Raw genomic sequence first — 22018 nt, 5'->3', positions numbered from 1 at the left:
TTAACAAGAATGTTAAATGGATTTCATCCATTCTTCAACATATTGTAATGCACTGTCTACTTGCTCTGGATTTTTCCCACCAGCTTGAGCCATATCAGGACGGCCACCACCGCCTCCACCACAACGTGTTGCAACTTCTTTTATAAGTTTTCCTGCATGGTATCCTTTTTCCATTAAATCTTTTGTTACTCCAGCAGAAATATTTACTTTATTACCGTCTTGGACACTTGCAAGTACGATTACTGCTGACCCTAATTTACCTTTTAGTTCGTCCATCATAGTACGTAGGTTGTTCATGTCAGTAGGTGCAACTTTAGCTGCTAGCATTTTCACACCATTTACTTCTTTCACGTTATCAAGAATAGAAGATGCTTCAATGTTGCTTAATTTAGTCGTTAACGACTGATTTTCTCGCTGTAATTCTTTCATTTCAGCTAAAACTGCATCAATTCTAGTACTTACTTCTTGTGGTTTTGTTTTCAATTTACTTGCTGCTTCTTTTAATAATTGAACTTGGCTATTTAGTAGTTGATATGCACCTTCACCAGTTACTGCTTCCATTCTTCGTGTACCAGCTCCGATACCCGATTCAGACACAATTTTAAAGAGACCTATTACAGAAGTGTTCGGTACATGACATCCACCACAAAGCTCTAAACTATATTCTCCAACTTGAACGACACGAACTACATCTCCATATTTCTCACCGAAAAGTGCCATTGCACCCATTTCTTTTGCTTCAGCAAGTGATTTGTTCTCAATAACTACATCGATATTAGCCCAAATTTTTTCGTTAACAATTTGTTCAATTCTTTCGATTTCCTCTTGAGTTACTTGCCCAAAATGAGAAAAGTCAAAACGTAAACGGTCGCCTGTTACTTGTGAACCTGCTTGGTTAACGTGAGTACCTAGCACATCTTTTAATGCTTGATGTAATAAATGTGTTGCCGTATGGTTTTTGACAACTTTTTCACGGTTCGTGCGTTCTACAGTTGTCGATACTACTTCACCAGTTGTTAGTGTTCCTTCTTCTACAACGACTGTGTGAAGGTTTTGACCGTTTGGTGCTTTTTGTACGTCTTTTACTCGAGCTTTACCGTTAGCCCCTTGGATTACTCCAGCATCTGCAATTTGTCCTCCGCTTTCCGCGTAAAACGGTGTGGATGAAAGAATTAGTTGTAATTCCTCTCCAGCATTGGCAGTTTGAACGTACTCACCATTTTGTACCATAACAGCAATTTCCGTTTGGTTTGTAAGTGTGTTGTAGCCAACAAACTCACTATCCACTTTTACATCACCTAAAACTCCACCTTGTACTTGCATGGAATCAACATCTTGTCGAGCACTTCTTGCACGCTCACGTTGCATTTCCATTTCTTTTTCAAAACCTTCATGGTCCAGTTCCATGTTGTTTTCTTCTGCAAATTCTTGTGTTAATTCAATCGGGAAGCCATATGTGTCGTATAAACGGAAAGCATCTTTTCCAGAAATAACGTTACTACCTTCTTCTTTCGCCTTTTTAATCACTTCAGAAAGGATAGCCAGTCCATCATTTAATGTTTCATGGAAACGCTCTTCCTCTGTTTTAATAACACGTTGAATGAAGTCTTGCTTCTCTTTAACTTCTGGATAGAAATCAACCATAATTTCTGCCACTACAGGTACTAACTCATGCATAAACGGACGGTTAACGTTAATTTGCTTCGCATAACGTACTGCACGACGAAGTAAACGACGTAATACATAGCCACGGCCTTCATTAGAAGGTAGTGCACCATCACCAACAGCAAACGTTACCGTTCTTAAATGGTCCGCAATTACTTTGAATGCAACGTCTTTCTCTTTATCCACATTGTACTTTTCACCAGATACTTCTTCTGTTGCTTGAATGATTGGCATGAAAAGGTCTGTGTCAAAGTTAGTTGGTACATCTTGAATAACAGACACGATACGCTCTAAGCCCATTCCCGTATCAATATTCTTCTTCGGAAGCGGTGTGTATGTATGGTCTGGATTATGGTTAAATTCAGAAAATACAAGATTCCAAATTTCTAAATAGCGCTCATTTTCGCCACCTGGATATAGCTCAGGATCGTTAGAATCGTTTCCGTACGCTTCCCCACGGTCGTAGAAGATTTCTGTATTCGGACCTGATGGACCTTCTCCGATATCCCAGAAGTTCCCTTCTAAGCGAATGATTCTTTCTGCTGGAACACCAATTACTTCGTTCCAATATTGGTAAGCTTCTTCATCTTCCGGGTGAACTGTAACGGATAACTTTTCAGCGTCAAAACCGATCCATTTTTCACTCGTTAAAAATTCCCAAGCCCAATCGATTGCTTCTTTTTTGAAGTAATCTCCGATAGAGAAGTTACCAAGCATTTCAAAAAATGTATGGTGTCGAGCTGTTTTCCCTACGTTTTCAATGTCGTTGGTCCGAATGGATTTTTGGGCATTCACAATTCGTGGATTTGCTGGGATAACACGGCCGTCAAAATATTTTTTTAACGTCGCAACACCACTATTAATCCAAAGTAATGTAGGGTCTTCGTGTGGAACTAAGGAAGCACTCGGCTCTACTGCATGTCCTTTTTCCTTAAAAAAGTCTAAAAACATTTGCCTAACTTGAGCAGATGTTAGTTTTTTCATTTGTATTTCCTCCTCTTAATTATGTTGAAATCCGAAGTGAAAAGTTCCTTAAAAACACAAAAAACCCCCGTCCCAAAAACAGGGACGAGAGTATGTATTCTCGCGGTACCACCCTGATTATGATCTTTTTTAGTGAAAGATCATCTCTCAAGTTGCTTGTAACGGAGCATGCCGGCAGGGTTTGACTCTGCACTCAGGATTAGCGTTCGGTTACCCTTCACCTTAGAATTCTTTCAGCCTCGGAATTCCTCTCTAAGTAAGATGGTCTGTAACGTACTCGGGTCCTTCTTCGAATTAATAAATATGTAATATTGTTTTGATTATATGAAACGATTTCGTAGTTGTCAATGTTTGATAAAATGAGTAGTTACGTGCATCACAGTAACTTTTAATACCGCAAATACCGGAACTGCTAAAATTAACCCAAGTACACCTGCAATCTCCCCACCTACAATGAGAGCAAAAATAATTAAAACAGGATGAATGTGCAAACTTTTCCCGACAATTAGTGGAGACAAAATATTACCTTCAATAAATTGTAAACCAAAAATAATGACAAGAACAAGGATCACCATTTTAATCGAAATGGTTGCGGCTATGATAACCGCTGGAAATGCACCAATGATTGGACCAAAGTATGGAATGACATTTGTAACACCGATAATAATTCCTAGAACTAGTGGATATTTCATACCTGCTAACCATAAGCTTAACGTAGCTAAAAAGCCGATAATTAGGCATACTAGCAATTGTCCTCGTATGTAATTTCCTAACGACTTGTCCACATCATTTAAAAACGCTATTCCACCTTTTCTCCATTTCCTCGGAGTTAAATACCAGACGGATTTTTTCACTTCCTGAAAATCCTTTAATAGATAGAAAACGATGAACGGAATGACGATTAAAATAAAAAAGGAATTCAAAATAGTTTTAATGCCATTGATTATTTTTTGTATAAGCACGCCAATCATGCCTTCAAATTCTGCAAACATGCCATCAACACGCTGATGTACTCCTTCTGGCCAATTGGAAGTACTGGTATGGATTTGGAAAATCCAGTTTCGATACGTTTCAGCTACACGAGGAAAGTTTTCGGATAACTCTTTTAGCTGATTAATCATAACGGGGGTTCCTTTGTATAAGGCAAATCCAATTCCACCGAAAAATAATAAATATATAATTAGAATAGCAATTGGTCTAGGCATGCCGGCATCGTGTGTTTTTTCGATTATTGGATGAAGCAGGTACGCGATAAAAGAACTGATGATAAAAGGCGTTAATACAACTAATACAACCTTTAATATAGGCTGCCAAAACGGACTTAGCTTCATTAGCACAAATAATATTAAACTAACAAGCAGGACATAACCTAAGCGAATTAGCCATTTCCACTGAGTTTTCAAGCGAAACGCCTCCTACTTGTTATTGTTAGTGAGTTCTTAGTATTTATTCGTATTTTTCATTAAAAATAGCGCCCCTTCTTGGAAGGACGCCTTTTGTTTTGTATTTATGAATTTGCTAATTTAGAACTTTTTAGAATATTTGTTACACCTTTTGAATTTTATGATACACCTTGGACTAATTATGATACACGTGATGAAATAATTGTTACACCTGGACCATTTTTTGTTACACCTACTAGACTTTTGTTACCTTTACACTTTTAATGCTACACAAGATGGACTTTATGCTACACCTCGAGCTTTTTATGCTACACTTACCAATTTTTCCGCAATCACACCGTTCGGTCAAGGCCCTATCTTGTTCAAAGCTTCTGTCACCGTGTTAATTAAAAACTGTAAATCTTTATCTGAAATAGATAGTGGCGGGGATAAGGCTAAAACGTTATTGAAACCAGCTACTGTAGCTCCATTTTTCCCGACAATAACCCCTTTACGTTTACACTCAGCGATTACTTCGTTTAACAAATCCACTTCTAATGGTTCTTTCGTATGTTTATCTCTCACTAATTCAATTCCAACAAGTAAACCTTTTCCACGAACATCCCCAACAAAAGGGTGAATGGCTAAGTTATGTTGTAATTGTGTTAAAAGGGTGTTTCCTTTTTTCTCAGAATGCTCGAAAAGGTTCTCCTGCTCCATAATCTCTAAATTCTTTAATGCGACTGCACAAGAAGCTGGACTGCCACCAAATGTATTGACATGTCTTAAATAGTCATATTCCTGAGATCCTTTGAAGTGTTCGTAAATTTCTTTTCTAACAGCAGTAGCTGAAAGTGGCATGTAACCACTAGTAATTCCTTTGGCCATTGTAATGATGTCTGGCTTTACTCCATAGTGCATGAAACCAAATGGCTTTCCTGTTCTACCAAATCCACATATAACTTCGTCAACTATTAGTAAGGCACCGTGCTTGTCGCAAACTTCCTTTACACCTTTCATGTACTGATCTGGAGGTATTAATATACCACCACCTGTAATGATAGGTTCCATTATCATTGCTGCGATTGTTTCACTTACTTCCCAGGTCATAGCATTGTCAATATGTTGTACAGATTGTAGATGTTGAGGTGGTATTGTTTCATCTTCTTCATTTCTATACTGGTCTGGAGGTGGTACGTGAATGAATCCTGTTGTAAGTGGCTCATATTTATATTTTCTTTGAGCCTGCCCAGTGGCTGCTAATGCCGCTGCTGTATTTCCGTGATAAGAACGATATCTTGAAACGATTTTATAGCGATTTGGCTCACTTTTTTGTGCATGGTATTGACGCGCTATTTTGAAAGCGGTTTCATTCGCTTCTGAGCCACTATTGGAGAAGAAGATAACATATTCATCTTGTAATAATTCATTTAATTTCTCAGCAAGTTGAATGGCGGGTGGATGACTGTTTGTCAGTGGGTAATAAGGCATGACAGTTAGTTGATCGTACGCTGCTTCGGCAAGTTCCTTTCGGCCATACCCTATGTTTACACACCATAGTCCTGACATTCCATCTAAGTAACTGTTGTCATTTATGTCGGTTATCCATGAACCGCTCGCCTTTTTAATGACCATTGTAGAATTAGGATTATATGGCTTCATCGCATGCCAAACGTATTTATCGTCTAATTCTAGCAGTGTTTTGTGCTTTTGCTTTGTATCAGACATTTGTTCTGCACCTCTTTTTTGAATTGTGGTGGAATTTATTGATGGCTATTGATTGGAAAATAAACAAGGATCTCCGTTAACATTTCTTTAAATTCTTTTTCATCATTAAAGTCACTTGATTCCCAATTTTGAAGAATCCAATGAATAAGCTCTTCCGGTGAGTTGAAAAATTCTCCACTCGAATCTGCTTTTCGAATTGTGAATCGCCCATTTTCCTCATCAATCGTAACTTCGCAGCCAAATGCACTCTCTTTGCAATTTAAATGATATTCCACCCGAATTTCTCCTTTCAAAGTAAAGTTACATGATTTTATTCTCTCAACTCGGTAACTATGAACGAAAAGTATAAAATTAAAAAAACATCTTACGATAGAATATGCTTTTTCACTCTTCCCGCTTTGTGCTTTAATCCTTTCTTAAGAAAAAAAGCTGCCACCACCAACAAAAGTTGATGGAGACAGCTAACTAGAGGTTTTATACTAAGAAAACATCTTCTTCGCTTGTTTTCTCATTTTCTTCATATTTCGTGTAGATGTTAAGTCACCAAAAAAGTCTTTGACTTGACCGTTACGGTTCATTTGGGACGCTGCTGCACCTATGCCGATTAGCAACAACGAAGTCATTGTTTTGTTCATGCGACTCACTCCTTTGAAGTTTACATACTTATTCGTCGGTCATCTTCATGAAACAAATCATCTAGTGAACTTAACGTACCATCTTCTTCAACTTGATGGGTATGCACGACACCTTGGGAAACGGTTAGTTCAATAAAGCAACCCCAACAATAGTACTGATTTACACCTATTTTACCGATATCTTTGCTTTTGCAATTTGGACAAGAAAGAACCAACTTCCGACACCTCGCGTTATGGGCTTACAGTAACAACGACGGCATCTTTTCCAATAACTAAGTCTGATGGATAGGGAACAATTTTCTTCCCTTCCGTTATATCAGCAAAAAAACCGTCCGTCACTTCATACCCTACGATTGTGCCCAGTTTTTCTTCAAAATATACATCATCTAATAAGCCAAGTTTATTTCCTTCTTCTGTTAGAAAGACTTTTCCTTTAAGCCCATGATAGTGCTCAAAGTATACTTGACCTTGTTCGTTTTTGACAATTGGGTATAGTTGATAATCCACAACCATTACTTCAAAGTCACCGAACCCTTGTATATTTTCATAAGGAAGGAATTTCGTACGATTAAAAATTCCCTTCTCATCAACGAGAATACCTTTAACTTGTCCAGGTTCACTTACGCAAAAATCGGTTACTTTACCAATCACATTTCCCGTAGTTTTGTTCATTACATTCATTCCGATGATTCTTGAAAATGTTCGCAAAAGGAACCACCTCTCTCCGAACATTTATATCATTTGTCATCCTCCATAAAGTCATACGGCGAAACGTTTTCCATCCCAATATTTGCATCTTTTGCAAATGGAGCTTCCTTTAACAACGCCACTAATTCCGGATCAAAAAGCTCTTCTTCCACATTTTGGTCCGTAGACAAATTTGATTTTGCTAATCTAGCCTTTAATGTCGTCTGCCGTTTTGTATCATCCGTTCGTTTAACACCAATTTGCAGTGCCTCTTCTTCTCCGCAAATTATTAAAAAACGTTTACTTCGAGTTACCGCTGTGTACAATAAATTTCTACGCAACATTCGGTAGTAACTTTTAACAACTGGTAAGACGACAATCGGAAATTCGCTTCCTTGTGATTTATGAATAGAACAGCAATAGGCATGTGTGATCTGACCTAAATCTTGTTTCGTGTACGTTACTTCATTTCCATCAAAGGACACAATGACGATGTCTTGTTTTTCCGTATTTTCTTTTGCATAAAAGATCGAGACTATTTCACCCATATCTCCATTAAATACGTTGCTATCTGGTTGATTTACAAGTTGTAATACTTTATCACCAGTACGATATACCACATTTCCAAACGCCATTTCACGTCGTTGTTCTGTTTTAGGATTGAATAACTCCTGAAGTTCTTTATTTAAAATGTCTATCCCAGCGTTTCCACGATACATCGGGGCTAACACTTGAATGTCTCTAGCGGTGTAACCTTTTGACACAGCATTGGCACATACTTTTTTCACCGCATCAATGATTTGATTTTGTCCACATATCAAAAAAGACCGATCTTTTTTGGGAGCGATTAGGTCAGGGGGCAATTCCCCTTTTTTCATATCATGGGCTAGATCAATAATGGATGATCCGCCTTCTTGTCGGTAAATGTGTGTTAATTTAACTGTTGGTATTGCATTAGCATCTAACATATCTTTTAAAACTTGTCCCGGACCAACAGAAGGTAACTGATCTTCATCTCCAACAAGAATAACTTGTATGTCAGCAGGTAACGCTTTAAAAAGTTGATTAGCTAGCCAAATATCAACCATGGAAACTTCATCAACAATGAGCAATTTACCTGGAATCGGATTATCCTCGTCAAATTGAAAACCTTCTACGCCATTCCATCCTAACAAGCGGTGAATAGTTAAAGAAGGAAGTCCTGTTGCTTCACTCATCCTTTTAGAAGCTCGTCCTGTCGGAGCTACTAACAAAATCGGAAATGGGTTCTCTTTGTTGTAATCTTTTGTTTCCAACGAACATCCGTGTAAGTCCGCATATAGTTCTACAATTCCTTTAATAACGGTTGTTTTTCCTGTTCCTGGCCCTCCAGTTAACAACATCATAGGCGACTGTAACGCTTGTTGGATGGCTTCTTTTTGTGAAGGAGCATAACTTACCTTTAAACGTTCTTCCAAGCTACCAAGTGATTTTAAAAACTCAGACTCAGGAAACTGCTTTTCGTATTGATTTTGTTCTAATACACGTTTAATGTTTTTAACTAAACCTTTTTCAGAAAAAAACAACGAAGGCAAATAAACTCTTTCTTCTTCAGAAATTAGTTTACCTTCTTCCACTAAGTGCAATATTTCCCGAGAAATGTCGTCTAATGACACTTTTTCTCCTTTTGTAGCATTCAGTAAGGTTAACACTTGTTTGGAAATTTGATCTTTTAACAAGAAGCAATGCCCTTCTTGTAAGGAAAACTGTTCTAACGTGTACATACAACCAGCTTTTATCCGATCAGGATGTGCCCCAGACAAGCCCATCCTCGAACCAAGCTCATCCGCACGGTTGAAACCTACACCTTCTACATCTTCCACAAGTTGATAAGGATTTTTTTGAATGATGTCTAACGTCTCTTCCTTATACGTTTGATATATCTTCATCGATAATTGGGGACCGAACCCAAGTTGTGACAAAGAAATCATTACTTGTTCTAACCCTTGGTGTTCCATCAACGTATCACAAATCAACTTCGCTTTTTCTACACTGAGTTTAGGAACAGAGTCTAAAAGAGAAGGATTCTCCAATATTTTCGAGATTGCATTTTCCCCGAGGTGATCTGCAATTGTTTCTGCTGTTTTTTTTCCGATACCAGTAAACAAATCACTTGATAAGTAAGCCACAATTCCTTGTTTTGATTGCGGTAAATCTTTTCGGAAATGTTCTACGTGAAGTTGCATTCCAAATTTAGGGTGTTCTTTTATATTTCCAAAGAAAATGTATGTCTCATCTTCATGTATTCTTGGAAAATATCCCGTGACAACAGCTTCCTTTTCACTGTAATCCATGTTCGTGTCTTTCACTCGAATTCGAACGACAGAGTACAGATTTTCTTCGTTATGAAAGATAGTAACTAAATGTGTGCCTTTCATAAAACGCTCTTGTTCCTCAAACAAATCCAAGGAAGATTGGTTATTTGTCATCGGCTTCCCCTCCGTACTACTAGTTTTCCGAAATTACTTTTCTCGCATGAGCGGCTAAAATATGATCTGGTTGAATTTCTACTGCTTGGTCTAAGTGGTGTAATGCTTTTTCTCTATTTTCTTTATAAGCATAAGCAACGCCTAAATTATAGTGGGCATCTGCATGGTTTTCATCTAAAGCTAGTACATGATCCATTTGTTCAATTGTTTCGTTTAACATGCCTTGCCCGGCTAAGCATAAACCAAATTGAAATCGTGCTTCAGCGTCGTTTTCGTTCAACTCTACCGCACGTTGAAAATAAGGTAGTGCAAGCTTTGGTTGTTCGAACCTAAGCATTGTCATTCCTATCATAAAAAACGTGTCGCTGTCTTCTAGACCTTTTTTCATCGCTAGTTCAAAGTTTTCTTTTGCTTTATGAATGTTTTCTTGTTCGAAGTATGTATTTCCTAAACTGTAGTATGCAGATGCAGCATTTTCGTCGATTTCGATCGCTTTTTCATAAAATTTGATTGCTCTTGCTGTCTCACCTACTGTATTTAAAACGTTTCCGAAGTTGACGTATGCTACTGCGTTTTTCGGATTTTGTTCTATTTCTTCGGTGAATGCTTTGATTGCTTCTTCGTATTTTCCTTGTTTGAAAAATTCTATTCCGATTGCGTTGTTGTCTTTCATTTTTCATGCTCCTAATCGATTTTTATGATGTTATTATAGCATATGCTTTTACGCAATTGCTTACATGTTCTATAGAACTGTTCATAACCTGTCCGTTGATTTCCGCTACAGGCACTTGCTTTCCGCGGGGAGGGATGCGAGCCTCCTCGGCTTCGCCTGTGGGGTCTCGCACTTCCCTCTATTTCCCGCAGGAGTCAAGTGCCTTCCGCTGCAATCAACTCTAGGTTTCAAAGTAATTAAACACGACAATTTTGACAAGTTCACAAACAAAGAGCCTAGGAACGTTTGCCCAAGCTCTTGTTGTTTAACCTAAATACGTTAATTTCTCGTTGTTTTTGAATACTTGGTCGATGGTGCCGCCGCCTAGGCATTCGTCGCCTTTATAGAATACTACTGCTTGTCCTGGTGTAATGGCGCGGATAGGTTCGTCGAACACTACTTTCACTTTTCCATCTCCAATAGCTGTTACACGCACAGGGTTATCTTGTTGGCGATAGCGAAACTTTGCTGTACAAGCAAATTCTCCTTCAGGTTTGTTATCTGATACCCAACTCATTTCTACACCGATGATTGAATCGGAATAAAGTAGTTCATTTTCAAAACCTTGACCAACATACAGCACGTTCTTCTTTAAGTCTTTTCCAACAACAAACCATGGTTCACCACTTCCACCAATACCAAGTCCTTGACGTTGGCCAATTGTGTAGTACATTAAACCGTCATGTTTTCCTTTTACTTCTCCATCCATCGTAACCATGTCGCCTGGTTGTGCTGGAAGGTAGCCACTTAAAAACTCTTTGAAATTACGCTCTCCGATAAAGCAAATGCCTGTGCTATCTTTTTTAGTTGCTGTAGCAAGACCTGCTTCTTTTGCAATTTCACGAACGCGCTTCTTTTCAATATTGCCGATTGGGAACATAACTTTCGATAGTTGTTCTTGTCCTAGTTGGTTTAAGAAATACGTTTGATCTTTATTTTCATCTAAACCTCTTAGCATTTTATATTCACCATCACGGAATTCAACTTGTGCGTAATGACCTGTTGCTAAATAGTCTGCACCAAGTTCCATTGCGTGTTCTAAAAATGCTTTAAACTTAATTTCTTTGTTACACATAACGTCAGGATTTGGTGTTCTTCCTGCTTTATACTCATCTAAGAAATATTGAAACACTTTGTCCCAATATTGTTTTTCAAAGTTGACTGCATAATATGGGATACCAATTTGATTACATACACGAATAACATCGTTGTAATCTTCAGTTGCAGTACAAACGCCATTTTCATCTGTGTCGTCCCAGTTTTTCATGAAAATACCGATAACTTCGTACCCTTGTTCTTTTAAAAGAAGAGCTGCTACGGATGAATCTACTCCACCTGACATACCAATAACAACGCGTATATCTTTATTTTCTTTCTTCATTTTCTTCATCTCATTTCTTTCTTGCTAATCTTTTCACTATCTTTGCTGTTTCTCTCGCTGCTTTTTCTATTTGTTCCTCGGTATTACCAAGTCCAAAACTAAATCGTATGGAAGAGGCAATTTTATCGGAATCTATTCCAAACATCGCAACAAGTACATGTGATGGATCGATAGAACCCGCTGTACAAGCAGAGCCGCTTGAAACAGAAAGGCCAGCCATATCCATATTTACTAGAAACGATTCAACATTCGTTCCGGGGAAGTAAACGTTCATTACGTGTGGTAATGTATGGGCACCGTTCCCATTTATAGAAAATTCAACGCCTTCTTCTTCCCAAATTCTTTGCATCAGCAGCTTGAATTTTTTATAAAGGTCCCGTTTTGAGTTAGACTCTTCTATCGACATTTCAATTGCTGTTTGCAATCCAACAATGCTTGGCACACTCTCTGTACCTGCACGACGTTTGCGCTCTTGCTCTCCTCCAAAAGTTAGAGAATGAAAGTTTGCACCAGTTTTGGCATAAAGAAGGCCGATACCTTTTGGACCATTTATTTTATGTCCTGACATAGATAAAAAGTCAATTCCAAGTTCTTGGACATTTATTCGTTCTAATCCAAATGCTTGTACAGCATCTGTATGGAAATAGGCTTGGTGTTCTTTTAGTAATGTACCAATCTCTTGAATTGGCTGTATTGTTCCTACTTCATTATTCCCGAACATTACCGTGACTAAAATCGTGTCAGCAGTTAGTGCAGTTTCAAGATCATTTATAGAAATTCTACCAGTCTCATCTACTGGTAAATACGTTACATCGAAACCATCTTTTTCTAATCGTTCACACGTATGAAGCACTGCATGGTGCTCCACTTGAGTTGTGATGATATGGTTACCCTTATGTTTGTTTGCGCGGGCTACTCCAATAATGGCCAAGTTGTCTGCTTCTGTACCACCGCTCGTAAAAATAATTTCTGTTTCTTTTGCTCCTATTGCTGTAGCAGCTGCAAGTCTTGCTTCATCTACTAAATGACGGCTTCGTCGACCGAATGAATGGATGCTGGAAGGATTTCCGAATGCTTCTTTCATTACAGGAATCATCGCTTCCACCACAGCTGGATGCATAGGAGAAGTAGCAGCATGATCTAAATAAATTGGCATCAGCAAAATCCTCCTTTTTAGTGGTTAGTGATTAGTTGTTAGTTGGTTAATCTTGTGCATAAGCAACTACTTTTTATCTTAGATGTAGAACATGTATGCTTCTTGGTCTCCGCCTGAGTGATTAGCTAGATCTTCTAGTGTTGTGTTGTCTAACACTTCTTTTACAGCGTCGCGAATACGTATCCAAAGTTCGCGCTTTGCTGGCTCTTCGTCATCTAAAACTTCAACAGGACTAATTGGCCCTTCTAATACTCGAATAATATCTCCAGCTGTAATTTTGCTTGGCTCATCAGCTAAAATATATCCACCATATGCACCGCGAATACTTTTTACAAGTCCCGCATTTCGAAGAGGCGCGATTAATTGCTCTAAATAGTGCTCAGATAGGTCATGTGTTTGAGCAATTGACTTTAAAGACAATGGCCCTTCCCCAACATTTTTAGCTAATTCAATCATAATCGTTAATCCATATCTACCTTTAGTTGAAATCTTCATAATCCTGCACCCCTTATTCTTCCTATTGCAATCATTATATATATTTTATTAGGTCTTTATCATTCATGCTTATCGTTTAATGAAAAACGTTTTTAGTATCCTCAAAATGTTGTATGTTCGCATTTCGTGTTAGATAAACAAACGTGTGACTATTTGTAATTTGTTTTTCGCTATAGTAAACATACATGATGAAACTTATCCGTTCATTAAACCTACGCTATTATAGCATATTTAAAAGTGTATTTCATTTCAAACAATGAAGGTTTGTATGGTAGATTATAATTACGTTAGTTTAAATAGTTTATCAATCGACGTCAAAGATTTTGCTTACACGAAAAGAAAGATTAAGCAGGTGAAAAGCATGAGTAAAAAACCGTTAGCATTTCAGATGCGACCGAAGACGATAGAGGAAATTGTTGGACAAGACCATCTTGTTGGAGAAGGAAAAATCATTCATCGAATGGTAAAAGCAAAACATTTATCATCCATGATATTATATGGCCCTCCAGGTATAGGGAAAACTTCAATAGCCACAGCGATTGCAGGCAGTACGAATTACGCTTTTCGAACATTAAATGCTGTTGTTCATAATAAGAAAGATATGGAGATAGTTGTACAAGAAGCAAAAATGTCTGGTGGAATCATACTGATTTTGGATGAAGTTCATAGACTTGATAAAGGAAAACAAGACTTTTTGCTTCCTCATTTAGAGAGCGGATTAGTTACGTTAATCGGGGCAACTACTAGTAATCCTTATCATGCCATTAACCCAGCCATTCGAAGCAGATGTCAAATATTCGAATTAAAGCCTCTTTTTCCTAATCAAATTAAGGAAGTTTTATATAGAGCTTTGAAAGATACCTCCAGAGGGCTTGGTGAGTATAACGTTATCATCACGGATGATGCGCTAAACCATTTAGCTACCGCATGCGGAGGAGACGTCAGGTCGGCATTAAATGCGTTGGAACTTGCGGTGATTTCTACTACAAATGACAAGAGTGAAGCAGAAATCACGTTGAATATTGTGGAAGAATGTTTGCAAAAGAAAAGCTTTTACCATGATAAAGATGGTGACGGTCATTACGATGTATTGTCTGCATTTCAAAAGTCGATCCGCGGAAGCGATGTGGATGCAGCCATTCATTACTTAGCAAGACTAATTGAAGCTGGCGACTTAACTAGTATTGGGCGAAGGCTTCTTATTATCGCGTATGAAGACATTGGTTTGGCAAGTCCGCAAGCTGGTTCACGAACATTGGCTGCCATTGAATCAGCGGAACGTGTTGGTTTTCCAGAAGCAAGAATACCTTTAGCAAATGCAGTAGTTGAATTATGTTTGTCTCCAAAATCAAACTCTGCCTACAAAGCGTTAGATCAAGCTCTAGCAGATATTCGTTCAGGACATGTTGGAGAAATCCCTTTACATTTAAAAGATGCTCATTATAAAGGAGCGAAAGATTTAGGTCGAGGTGTAGAGTATCAATACCCTCATGATTTTGAAGGTGGCTGGGTAAAGCAGCAATATTTACCTGACTTATTGAAAGCAAAGAAATACTATGTGCCAAAACAATCAGGTCAAGAAAAGAGCTTCCATGCTATTTACGAAAAATTAGAAGAATTGAAAAAGAAATAAACATACCTATTGTAACTTTCCATTTTTTTGATTATAATAGCTAAAATTATATGTGATCAATGAGGAAGAGAGTAGTCTAGCAGATATTTAAAGCGAGTTAGGGATGGTGGGAGCCTAATAGTTTACGCTAAGATGAACCGCACTTCTGAGAAGCAACTCGAACCGATAGTAGAGCTTGCCGGGGAACGCCCCCGTTAACAACGAAAGTAGGTTTCAATCTTTTTGAAACAAACAGAGTGGTACCGCGGGTAAATCTCGTCTCTTTTTCAGAGGCGGGATTTTTTTGTTTTATTTAAAAAGGAGGAAAAACAATGGACTATAGTAAACTGTATGCAAAAGTCATCCATGAACAAGTAAAAGATACCTTATCATTAGTAGAAATAGAAAAACTCATCGAACACCCAAAATACGCACACCTTGGGGACCTGGCTTTCCCAGCTTTTATTTTATCAAAAACATTAAGAAAATCTCCAGTTGTCATTGCAAAAGAATTGGCTGACAAAATAAAACATGATGTATTTGAAAAAGTAGTCGCTGAAGGTCCATATGTAAATGTATATCTAAAAAAAGAATTAGTAAGTATTGGGGTTTTGGATAGTGTCCTTACAGAAGGAAATACTTACGGTTCCTTAACATTCGGAAACAGCGAAACGATTACGATCGACCTCTCCTCTCCGAATATAGCAAAACCATTTTCAATGGGGCACTTACGTTCAACTGTAATTGGAAATGCACTGGCCAATTTAGCCGAGAAATGTGGTTTTAAAACAGTAAGAATAAATCACTTAGGCGACTGGGGCACTCAGTTTGGAAAATTGATTGTGGCCTATCAATTATGGGGAAATGAACAGCAAGTTAGAAGTAATCCAATTAAAGAGTTACTAAGTTTATATGTGAAATTCCATGAAGAAGCTCTAGGAAATAAACAATTAGAAGACGAAGCAAGAAGTTGGTTTAAGAAATTAGAGGACGGTAACGAAGAAGCACTTTCTCTTTGGAAATGGTTCCATGATGAGTCTTTAAAAGAATTCAAAAAAATATATAAACTATTAAATATTCGTTTTGATAGTTTTAATGGAGAAGCGTTTTATAATGACAAAATGGGAGAAACGCTTGAATTATTAAAAGAAAAAGGTTTGTTAGAGACTTCCGATGGTGCTGAGATTGTTTCTCTTGAAGAATATAATCTTCCTCCTTGTTTAATAAAGAAATCAGATGGGGCAACATTATATGCTACCCGTGATTTAACAGCAGCACTTTACCGTCAAAAGGAGTATGGCTTTTCTAAAGCGTTGTATGTCGTTGGGCACGAACAAAGCCTTCATTTTCAACAAGTATTTAAAACATTAGGCAAAATGGGCTTTGCTTGGTCCAATGAAATGACACATATTCCATTTGGCTTTATTTTAAAGGATGGGAAAAAGATGTCTACTCGTAAAGGAAAAGTAGTTCTATTAGAAGAAGTGTTGAAAGAAGCTATTGACCTTGCTAAGAAAAATATTGAATCGAAAAACCCAAATTTAGCTTCAAGAAATAAAGTCGCTAAACAAGTTGGGGTTGGAGCCGTTATTTATCATGATTTAAAAAATGACCGCTTGAACAATATAGAATTTTCATTAGAAGAAATGCTTACGTTTGAAGGTAACACTGGTCCTTATGTGCAATATTCAAATGCTCGTGCTTTTTCCATCTTAAGAAAAGCACCAACCACAGCAGATGAGAAGCTTACTGGTCTTAGTGACGAATATAGTTGGTCCGTCATTAAATTATTAATGAAATTCCCGCTAGTTGTTGAAAAAAGTTTTGCAAACTATGATCCTTCTCAAATTACCAAATACTTATTTGAGCTTTCACAAGAATTTAATAAGTTTTACAGTCATGTAAAAGTATTAGAAGAAGGCCCCAAACTCAGCTCAAAACTTGCACTAGTAAAAGCAGTAACAATCGTACTCCAAGAAGGATTACACCTATTAGGAATGGAAGCTCCTGAAGAAATGTAAACTTTATTTTTAATTTTGGAAGAACTAGCTGTTGTTATCCGTGCAAGGCGGAGACTCCTGCGGGAGAAGCGGGGAGCGGGAGACCCCACAGACGAAGCCTTGCACGGAAAACAACAGCGGACTTTAACACAGCAAAAAATCTTTAATAGAAGAGGCCTATTATATAAAAAAAGTATATTTTCTCCCTAACCTGGCAACTATGGTAAAAAAATGTCGGTTTAAGGGGAGTGAAGAATATGACAAAAGTAAGACAAGATGCATGGTCACATGAAGAAGATCTATTATTAGCAGAAACAGTCCTACGATATATTCGTGATGGTGGAACACAGCTAGGTGCATTTGATGAAGTTGGAGATAAGCTTAACAGAACATCAGCTGCTTGTGGTTTTCGCTGGAACGCTGAAGTAAGAAAAAAGTACGAGCATGCTGTTTCCATTGCAAAAAAACAACGTAAAGAGAAAAAGCGTGCATTTGATAAAATGAAAAAGCAAGAAGAAAAACAACAAGCTCTTGCTACAACAGTTGTTGCACCTTCTGCAATGGAATTGCTACCAGTTTCATTTTCTAGAGCATATCAAGGAATAACTCAAAACATGGATCGTGAAACTATTACAGTGGAGGCATCAGAGGAGCTTACTCCTGTTCCACAAAGGACTAATCAAAATATAACACTCGATGATTGCATTTCCTTTTTAACAACATTCGAGCGAAATAATCAAAACGAATATGCAATGAAAATGGAAAATGAGAGACTCCAACGCGAAAATGCAGAACTAAAAAGGAAACATGATGAACTACTAGCAAAAGTTATTAAATTAGAGAAACAACAAGAGACGGTTCAAGAAGACTACCAAATGCTTGTTCAAATTATGGACCGCGCACGTAAATTAACTGGATTCGAAAATGAAGTAATGTAAAAATCCGTGGAATGAGTCCACGGATTTTTTCTTTTTAGTATAGTTATTATCCAATGATTGCGTAAATAATGAAGTAACATATGAAACATAAAATCGATCCTACTAAAAAAGGGCCAATTGTTAATGTCGCTTTTTCATGTTCCGGTTTGTAACTCCCTAGTAGGGCGTCAAAAACTGCGACCTGTGAGTTTTTCGATAGAGCATCCCCAGTTGAACCCATTAAAAAGGCAAAGAAAACAAAGAATAAAGAACCAAAAAACAATGTTGATAATAAATTTGTGTCAAAGAAAAAGGAAAATCCAAATAAAATTCCTAGTTCTACTACCAATACAATACCAACAAATAATAAGTATTTTTTCAAACATTGTCACCTCCATATAGCTTTTATAAAAATATACGTTTATAGTTGTAGAAAGTTTCAAATTTTCTGACTAAAAAAAAACAAAGAGGTACTGTTCATGAGAACAGCACCTCTTCATGACCTATACCATTAACAGTTTGCCATATAATAAAAAAATTCTTTATACACAAATGGACCGAATCCCAAATATTCTAAATGAGGGTCCATCTTTTTTTCAAAATGAGTATATAGAAAATACATCGTTGTATCTACCTCCTTTAGTTTAAGGGCTATTTTAATCTAGTGGATCTTTTCGGCAACCATTCATCTAATGGTTCTGGTAGCCCACCATCTTTAAAGCTCATGGATGTATGCCCACCACTTACAAGCTTGTATGTTTTATCTTTACTCGAAACTAGATTCATGATTGGATATGTTTGAGATTGTGGTACGAGTTTGTCATCTTTTGCGGATATTACTAATAAATTTGCGGTAATGTTTTCGAGGTGAACAGGACTACCTTTTATTTTTATTTTCCCTTTTACTAACTTATTTTCACGGACGAAATCGTTGATTAACTGTTTTAGAGCTGCACCTGCAAAAGGTATATGCCCTTCTGCCCAATCATTAAAACGATGCCACTTTTGAACGTACTTTTCATCTTCATGTTTATTCAAAAGAGCTAAATATCTACTATAATATACTGGCGATGTTATCATTCTCACTCCCGCCTTCATAAAAAGCGCAGGAATTATTCCATATGCATCAATAATTTCATCTACTTGCAAATCTCCATTTCTAAAATCTTTCATCAATTGGTCGTATTGATTTAGTTCACTAAAGTCTATCGGAGTTACATCAAGGATTAGATTTCTAATTGGTTCATCCGCAATAGCTGCATACACTGCTGCGAACGTGCCCCCTAGACAGTAACCAATAATGGAAACCTCTTTTGCGCTTGCATGCCTTAGACAACGGCGCACAGCATTTTGGATATAGTCAACAATATATTCATCTACTGTTATATCTTTGTCTTCATATCCAGGAATACCAAAATCTAACAAATAAACATCATATCCATTATTGACAAACGATTCAATCATGCTTGCACCAGGCAACAGATCAAGAATAAAAGGTTGGTTCACCAATGAGTAAATAAGGAATAATGGTTCTTTATATTGTTTTTTAGGGGATTTGTAATACCATAACGTTGCTTTGTTTTTTTTCCAAAGCGCTTCTCTTTTAGTTGGACCATCCATCGTCACATGTTGCAATCTAAAAAAAGGCTTTTCGTTATTGAAATTACTCATGTTTACTGCCTCTTTTCTTACTAAACAAGCCGTCACCTACTGGAAAAAATAAGGGCGAATGCTCATCACTTTTGCTTCTTTTATCTGTTACCATTTGCATGGTTGGCAGTTTTATTGCTCTATTTGTTAAATCGTTAATAGATTTTTTTAAATCTAATATTTCTTCTTCTAAATTATCTATCTTTTCTTCTGTTTGAATAACTAGTTTTGCTAGATTTGCTATATCATTTTTTGTCGGTTGATTGAAATGGATAGATAAAATCTCCATATAATCTTGTAGCTGTTTCAATAGCATTGCATACATTTCACCGTTCTCTGTAGCCATTGTCGCTAATCCTTGTTTATTTAAATGCTTTTTTATTTCTTCGTTTAACTGTTTCTCTAATTCCACTGCTTTTTTACTTAAAACTCTAAAGCTATTTCGATCCATGTTGAAGCCTCCTTTACTTTTTTATACTAATGCTGTAATTCCACCATCAACAACTAATACATGTCCCGTCACGTAATTTGAAGCCTTTGAAGCCAAGAATAACGCAGCTCCTTTTAAGTCTTCCTCATTTCCAAATCGACCAGCTGGAATGTTCCTAACAATTGCTTTGTTCATATCCGATAACACTTTTTCCGTCATTTTTGTAGGGAAAAAACCTGGCGCTATTGCATTAACTTGTATATGGTGTGGAGCTAGTTTTACAGCTAGATCTTTCGTAAATGTCATCAAAGCTCCTTTACTTGTGTTATAGGCAATCGTATCAAGAAGTTTAGGTGGGGTTCCACCAAATCCAGTAACGGAAGCAATGTTAATAATTTTTCCTCCACCTTGTTTTATCATTTCTTTTGTAACTGCTTGACTGAACAAAAACGCTCCCTTCACGTTTACAGCCATGACTTTGTCCCATTTTTCTTCAGGTAGTTCTAAAAAAGGAGCAATCCACGATGTTCCACTATTATTAATTAAAATATCAACAGAACCGAACTTTCTAATTGTTTCATTGACCACATGTTCAATATCTTTTGATTTGGTAATATCACACTTTAAAGCTAAAGTTTTTACACCAATTCCTTTTAATTCCTCACAAGCTCGTTCGCAAACTTCTAGATTACGGGAGCAAAGGACGATATTTGCTCCTGCTTCTGCTAATGCATGAGCCATTTGTACACCGAGACCCTTTCCACCACCTGTAATAATGGCAGTTTTGTTTTCTAGATTAAATAACTGATTCATTTCCAATGTAAATCCCTCCCGTCTTGCTAGTGTAACTTTCAACTCTATAATTGACTTCCATACATTATAGATGAACGCTAGTCTTTTTGTGCGTAAAATAAGGGTTTCGCCCTAGCATATTTTTAGTAGATTGGGTGGGTGTAGTAGGTAAAATACTAGTTTTTAATTTAGAACCTTATAAATTCCATAGAAAAAACGGATAGAAAAGTTGAGCTTTTCTATCCGTTACTTTATTTTTTATCTACACCAACACGGTCGATTTTTATATCTTTTAACAATGTATTGATAACATGGCCAGCCATGATTAGTCCTGCAACTGATGGTACGAATGCGTTAGAAGACGGTGGCATTTGTGCTTTTCGAATTGGAGCATCTTTTTTCCCAACCGTTTCTTTTACATCTTCGCGAATAATAATCGGCTTTTCATCTGAAAAAACAACCTTTATACCACGTTTTATTCCTTCTTTACGAAGCTTTGTGCGAACAACTTTTGCAATTGGATCTGTGTTTGTTTTGGAAATATCTGCAATTTTAAAACGAGTAGGGTCCATTTTGTTCGCTGCACCCATACTTGAGATAATTTGGATTTTTCTTCTTAAACATTCTTTCATTAAATGAATTTTATAGGATATCGTATCAGAAGCATCCACAATAAAATCAGGATTATAGCTGAAAAACTCTTCATATGTTTCTTCTGTATAAAACATTTTTAGTGCAATTACTTCACATTCAGGATTAATATCCGCAATACGTTCCTTCATTAAATCTGCTTTCGGTTTTCCAACTGTAGAAAGTAATGCATGTATTTGACGATTTACGTTTGTAATATCAACGTCGTCTTTATCAACTAAGATTAAGCGCCCTACTCCAGAACGTGCTAATGCTTCGGCTGAAAAAGAACCAACACCACCGATACCTAGTACGGCTACTGTGCTGTTTTTTAGCGCATTTAATCCTTCTTGTCCTATCGCTAATTCATTACGTGAAAACTGGTGTAACATCTTCTCAACTCCAATATACGTTATCTTCTTATTGTTTACCCGAAATTGAATATATCATACTTATGATTAATTGCAAGTATGTCGATAGGATTTTATTTGAACTAAGCTAACATACAATAGGGTACTAAATGTTGATTTCCGTGCAAGGGTTCGCTTTCCGCGGGCTTGTCTAGTTTCAGCGGCTAGCTCCTCGAGTCATAAGTCATTGTCGCCTTGAGGGTAAAAAGCACCCTCAATTCGCCCCTACCTTATGCTTGTCGGAGCTGAACGAGCCGCTTCAAACATTTCGTTGCGCCGGGAGC

The 22018-nt window shown here is 37.3% G+C and carries 21 protein-coding genes and 2 other annotated features; of the genes, 4 read left to right on the top strand and 17 right to left on the bottom strand.

All coding sequences use genetic code 11. The features are described 5' to 3' along the window. Window positions 1-12: 12 nt before the first annotated feature. A complete protein-coding gene (gene alaS / locus CDZ92_RS01830; RefSeq protein ID WP_096153254.1) occupies window positions 13-2649 on the bottom strand; it encodes an alanine--tRNA ligase in 2637 nt (878 codons plus the stop codon). A 77-nt stretch (window positions 2650-2726) separates the two neighbouring features. Next, window positions 2727-2948: a binding site (T-box leader), on the bottom strand. Between the two features lie 45 nt (window positions 2949-2993). Continuing rightward, window positions 2994-4052 carry an AI-2E family transporter gene (locus CDZ92_RS01825; protein WP_096153253.1) on the bottom strand — a complete coding sequence of 353 codons (1059 nt, stop codon included), beginning with the start codon at window positions 4050-4052 and terminating at the stop codon, window positions 2994-2996. Window positions 4053-4145: 93 nt separating this feature from the next. Between CDZ92_RS01825 and CDZ92_RS19755 the strand changes: the two genes are divergently transcribed. Then, window positions 4146-4316, top strand: coding sequence for a hypothetical protein (locus tag CDZ92_RS19755; protein ID WP_176483684.1), 171 nt, complete (start codon window positions 4146-4148; stop codon window positions 4314-4316). An 81-nt stretch (window positions 4317-4397) separates the two neighbouring features. Here the strand turns inward: CDZ92_RS19755 and CDZ92_RS01820 are convergent, their stop codons facing one another. The 10 genes from CDZ92_RS01820 to cymR all read right to left on the bottom strand — a co-directional run bounded on the left by CDZ92_RS01820 (window position 4398) and on the right by cymR (window position 13293). Then, window positions 4398-5759, bottom strand: coding sequence for an aspartate aminotransferase family protein (locus CDZ92_RS01820; protein WP_096153252.1), 1362 nt, complete (start codon window positions 5757-5759; stop codon window positions 4398-4400). Window positions 5760-5794: 35 nt separating this feature from the next. Beyond that, a complete protein-coding gene (locus tag CDZ92_RS01815) occupies window positions 5795-6034 on the bottom strand; it encodes a hypothetical protein (protein WP_096153251.1) in 240 nt (79 codons plus the stop codon). A gap of 204 nt (window positions 6035-6238) precedes the next feature. Beyond that, window positions 6239-6394 (bottom strand): YrzQ family protein, encoded by a 156-nt coding sequence (locus tag CDZ92_RS01810; RefSeq protein WP_096153250.1) that lies wholly within the window; start codon window positions 6392-6394, stop codon window positions 6239-6241. Window positions 6395-6414: 20 nt separating this feature from the next. Continuing rightward, on the bottom strand, window positions 6415-6609 hold the full coding sequence (locus CDZ92_RS01805; RefSeq protein ID WP_096153249.1) for a hypothetical protein: 195 nt from the start codon (window positions 6607-6609) through the stop codon (window positions 6415-6417). 16 nt (window positions 6610-6625) lie between these two features. Then, window positions 6626-7102: a PRC-barrel domain-containing protein gene (locus CDZ92_RS01800; RefSeq protein ID WP_176483683.1), complete on the bottom strand. Its 477-nt coding sequence runs from the start codon at window positions 7100-7102 to the stop codon at window positions 6626-6628. A gap of 29 nt (window positions 7103-7131) precedes the next feature. After that, complete coding sequence (recD2, locus tag CDZ92_RS01795; RefSeq protein ID WP_096153247.1) at window positions 7132-9549, bottom strand: SF1B family DNA helicase RecD2; 2418 nt, start codon at window positions 9547-9549, stop codon at window positions 7132-7134. A 19-nt stretch (window positions 9550-9568) separates the two neighbouring features. Further along, on the bottom strand, window positions 9569-10222 hold the full coding sequence (locus CDZ92_RS01790) for a tetratricopeptide repeat protein (protein WP_096153246.1): 654 nt from the start codon (window positions 10220-10222) through the stop codon (window positions 9569-9571). A 304-nt stretch (window positions 10223-10526) separates the two neighbouring features. Continuing rightward, entirely contained in the window at window positions 10527-11642 is a 1116-nt protein-coding gene (gene mnmA / locus CDZ92_RS01785; protein ID WP_096156877.1) for a tRNA 2-thiouridine(34) synthase MnmA, read from the bottom strand. A 10-nt stretch (window positions 11643-11652) separates the two neighbouring features. After that, the gene (locus CDZ92_RS01780) at window positions 11653-12801 is read right to left on the bottom strand and encodes a cysteine desulfurase family protein (RefSeq protein ID WP_096156876.1); all 1149 of its coding nucleotides are present in this window, start codon (window positions 12799-12801) and stop codon (window positions 11653-11655) included. Window positions 12802-12876: 75 nt separating this feature from the next. After that, window positions 12877-13293: a cysteine metabolism transcriptional regulator CymR gene (cymR, locus tag CDZ92_RS01775; RefSeq protein WP_096153245.1), complete on the bottom strand. Its 417-nt coding sequence runs from the start codon at window positions 13291-13293 to the stop codon at window positions 12877-12879. Between the two features lie 361 nt (window positions 13294-13654). Here cymR and CDZ92_RS01770 point away from each other — a divergent pair, with 361 nt between their 5' ends. From CDZ92_RS01770 to CDZ92_RS01760, 3 genes are all read left to right on the top strand, one after another. After that, window positions 13655-14926 carry a replication-associated recombination protein A gene (locus tag CDZ92_RS01770; protein WP_096153244.1) on the top strand — a complete coding sequence of 424 codons (1272 nt, stop codon included), beginning with the start codon at window positions 13655-13657 and terminating at the stop codon, window positions 14924-14926. 50 nt (window positions 14927-14976) lie between these two features. Then, window positions 14977-15192, top strand: a binding site (T-box leader). Between the two features lie 45 nt (window positions 15193-15237). Then, window positions 15238-16926 carry an arginine--tRNA ligase gene (gene argS, locus CDZ92_RS01765; RefSeq protein WP_096153243.1) on the top strand — a complete coding sequence of 563 codons (1689 nt, stop codon included), beginning with the start codon at window positions 15238-15240 and terminating at the stop codon, window positions 16924-16926. Window positions 16927-17162: 236 nt separating this feature from the next. Further along, entirely contained in the window at window positions 17163-17843 is a 681-nt protein-coding gene (locus CDZ92_RS01760) for an RsfA family transcriptional regulator (RefSeq protein WP_096153242.1), read from the top strand. A 46-nt stretch (window positions 17844-17889) separates the two neighbouring features. On the opposite strand, the gene CDZ92_RS01755 is transcribed toward CDZ92_RS01760, so the two are convergent. The 5 genes from CDZ92_RS01755 to CDZ92_RS01735 all read right to left on the bottom strand — a co-directional run bounded on the left by CDZ92_RS01755 (window position 17890) and on the right by CDZ92_RS01735 (window position 21716). Continuing rightward, on the bottom strand, window positions 17890-18204 hold the full coding sequence (locus CDZ92_RS01755; protein WP_096153241.1) for a hypothetical protein: 315 nt from the start codon (window positions 18202-18204) through the stop codon (window positions 17890-17892). Between the two features lie 269 nt (window positions 18205-18473). Continuing rightward, window positions 18474-19493 (bottom strand): alpha/beta fold hydrolase, encoded by a 1020-nt coding sequence (locus CDZ92_RS01750; RefSeq protein WP_096153240.1) that lies wholly within the window; start codon window positions 19491-19493, stop codon window positions 18474-18476. Then, window positions 19486-19923 (bottom strand): hypothetical protein, encoded by a 438-nt coding sequence (locus CDZ92_RS01745; RefSeq protein ID WP_096153239.1) that lies wholly within the window; start codon window positions 19921-19923, stop codon window positions 19486-19488. The genes CDZ92_RS01750 and CDZ92_RS01745 overlap by 8 nt, the downstream gene beginning before the upstream one ends. Before the next feature lie 21 nt (window positions 19924-19944). Beyond that, complete coding sequence (locus tag CDZ92_RS01740; protein ID WP_096153238.1) at window positions 19945-20721, bottom strand: SDR family oxidoreductase; 777 nt, start codon at window positions 20719-20721, stop codon at window positions 19945-19947. Between the two features lie 224 nt (window positions 20722-20945). Next, on the bottom strand, window positions 20946-21716 hold the full coding sequence (locus CDZ92_RS01735) for a tRNA threonylcarbamoyladenosine dehydratase (protein WP_096153237.1): 771 nt from the start codon (window positions 21714-21716) through the stop codon (window positions 20946-20948). Window positions 21717-22018: the final 302 nt, after the last annotated feature.

The organism is Bacillus sp. FJAT-45066, assembly GCF_002335755.1.
GTDB lineage: Bacteria > Bacillota > Bacilli > Bacillales > Bacillaceae_I > Bacillus_CD > Bacillus_CD alkalisoli.
This window is presented reverse-complemented; position numbering and strand designations above follow the sequence as displayed.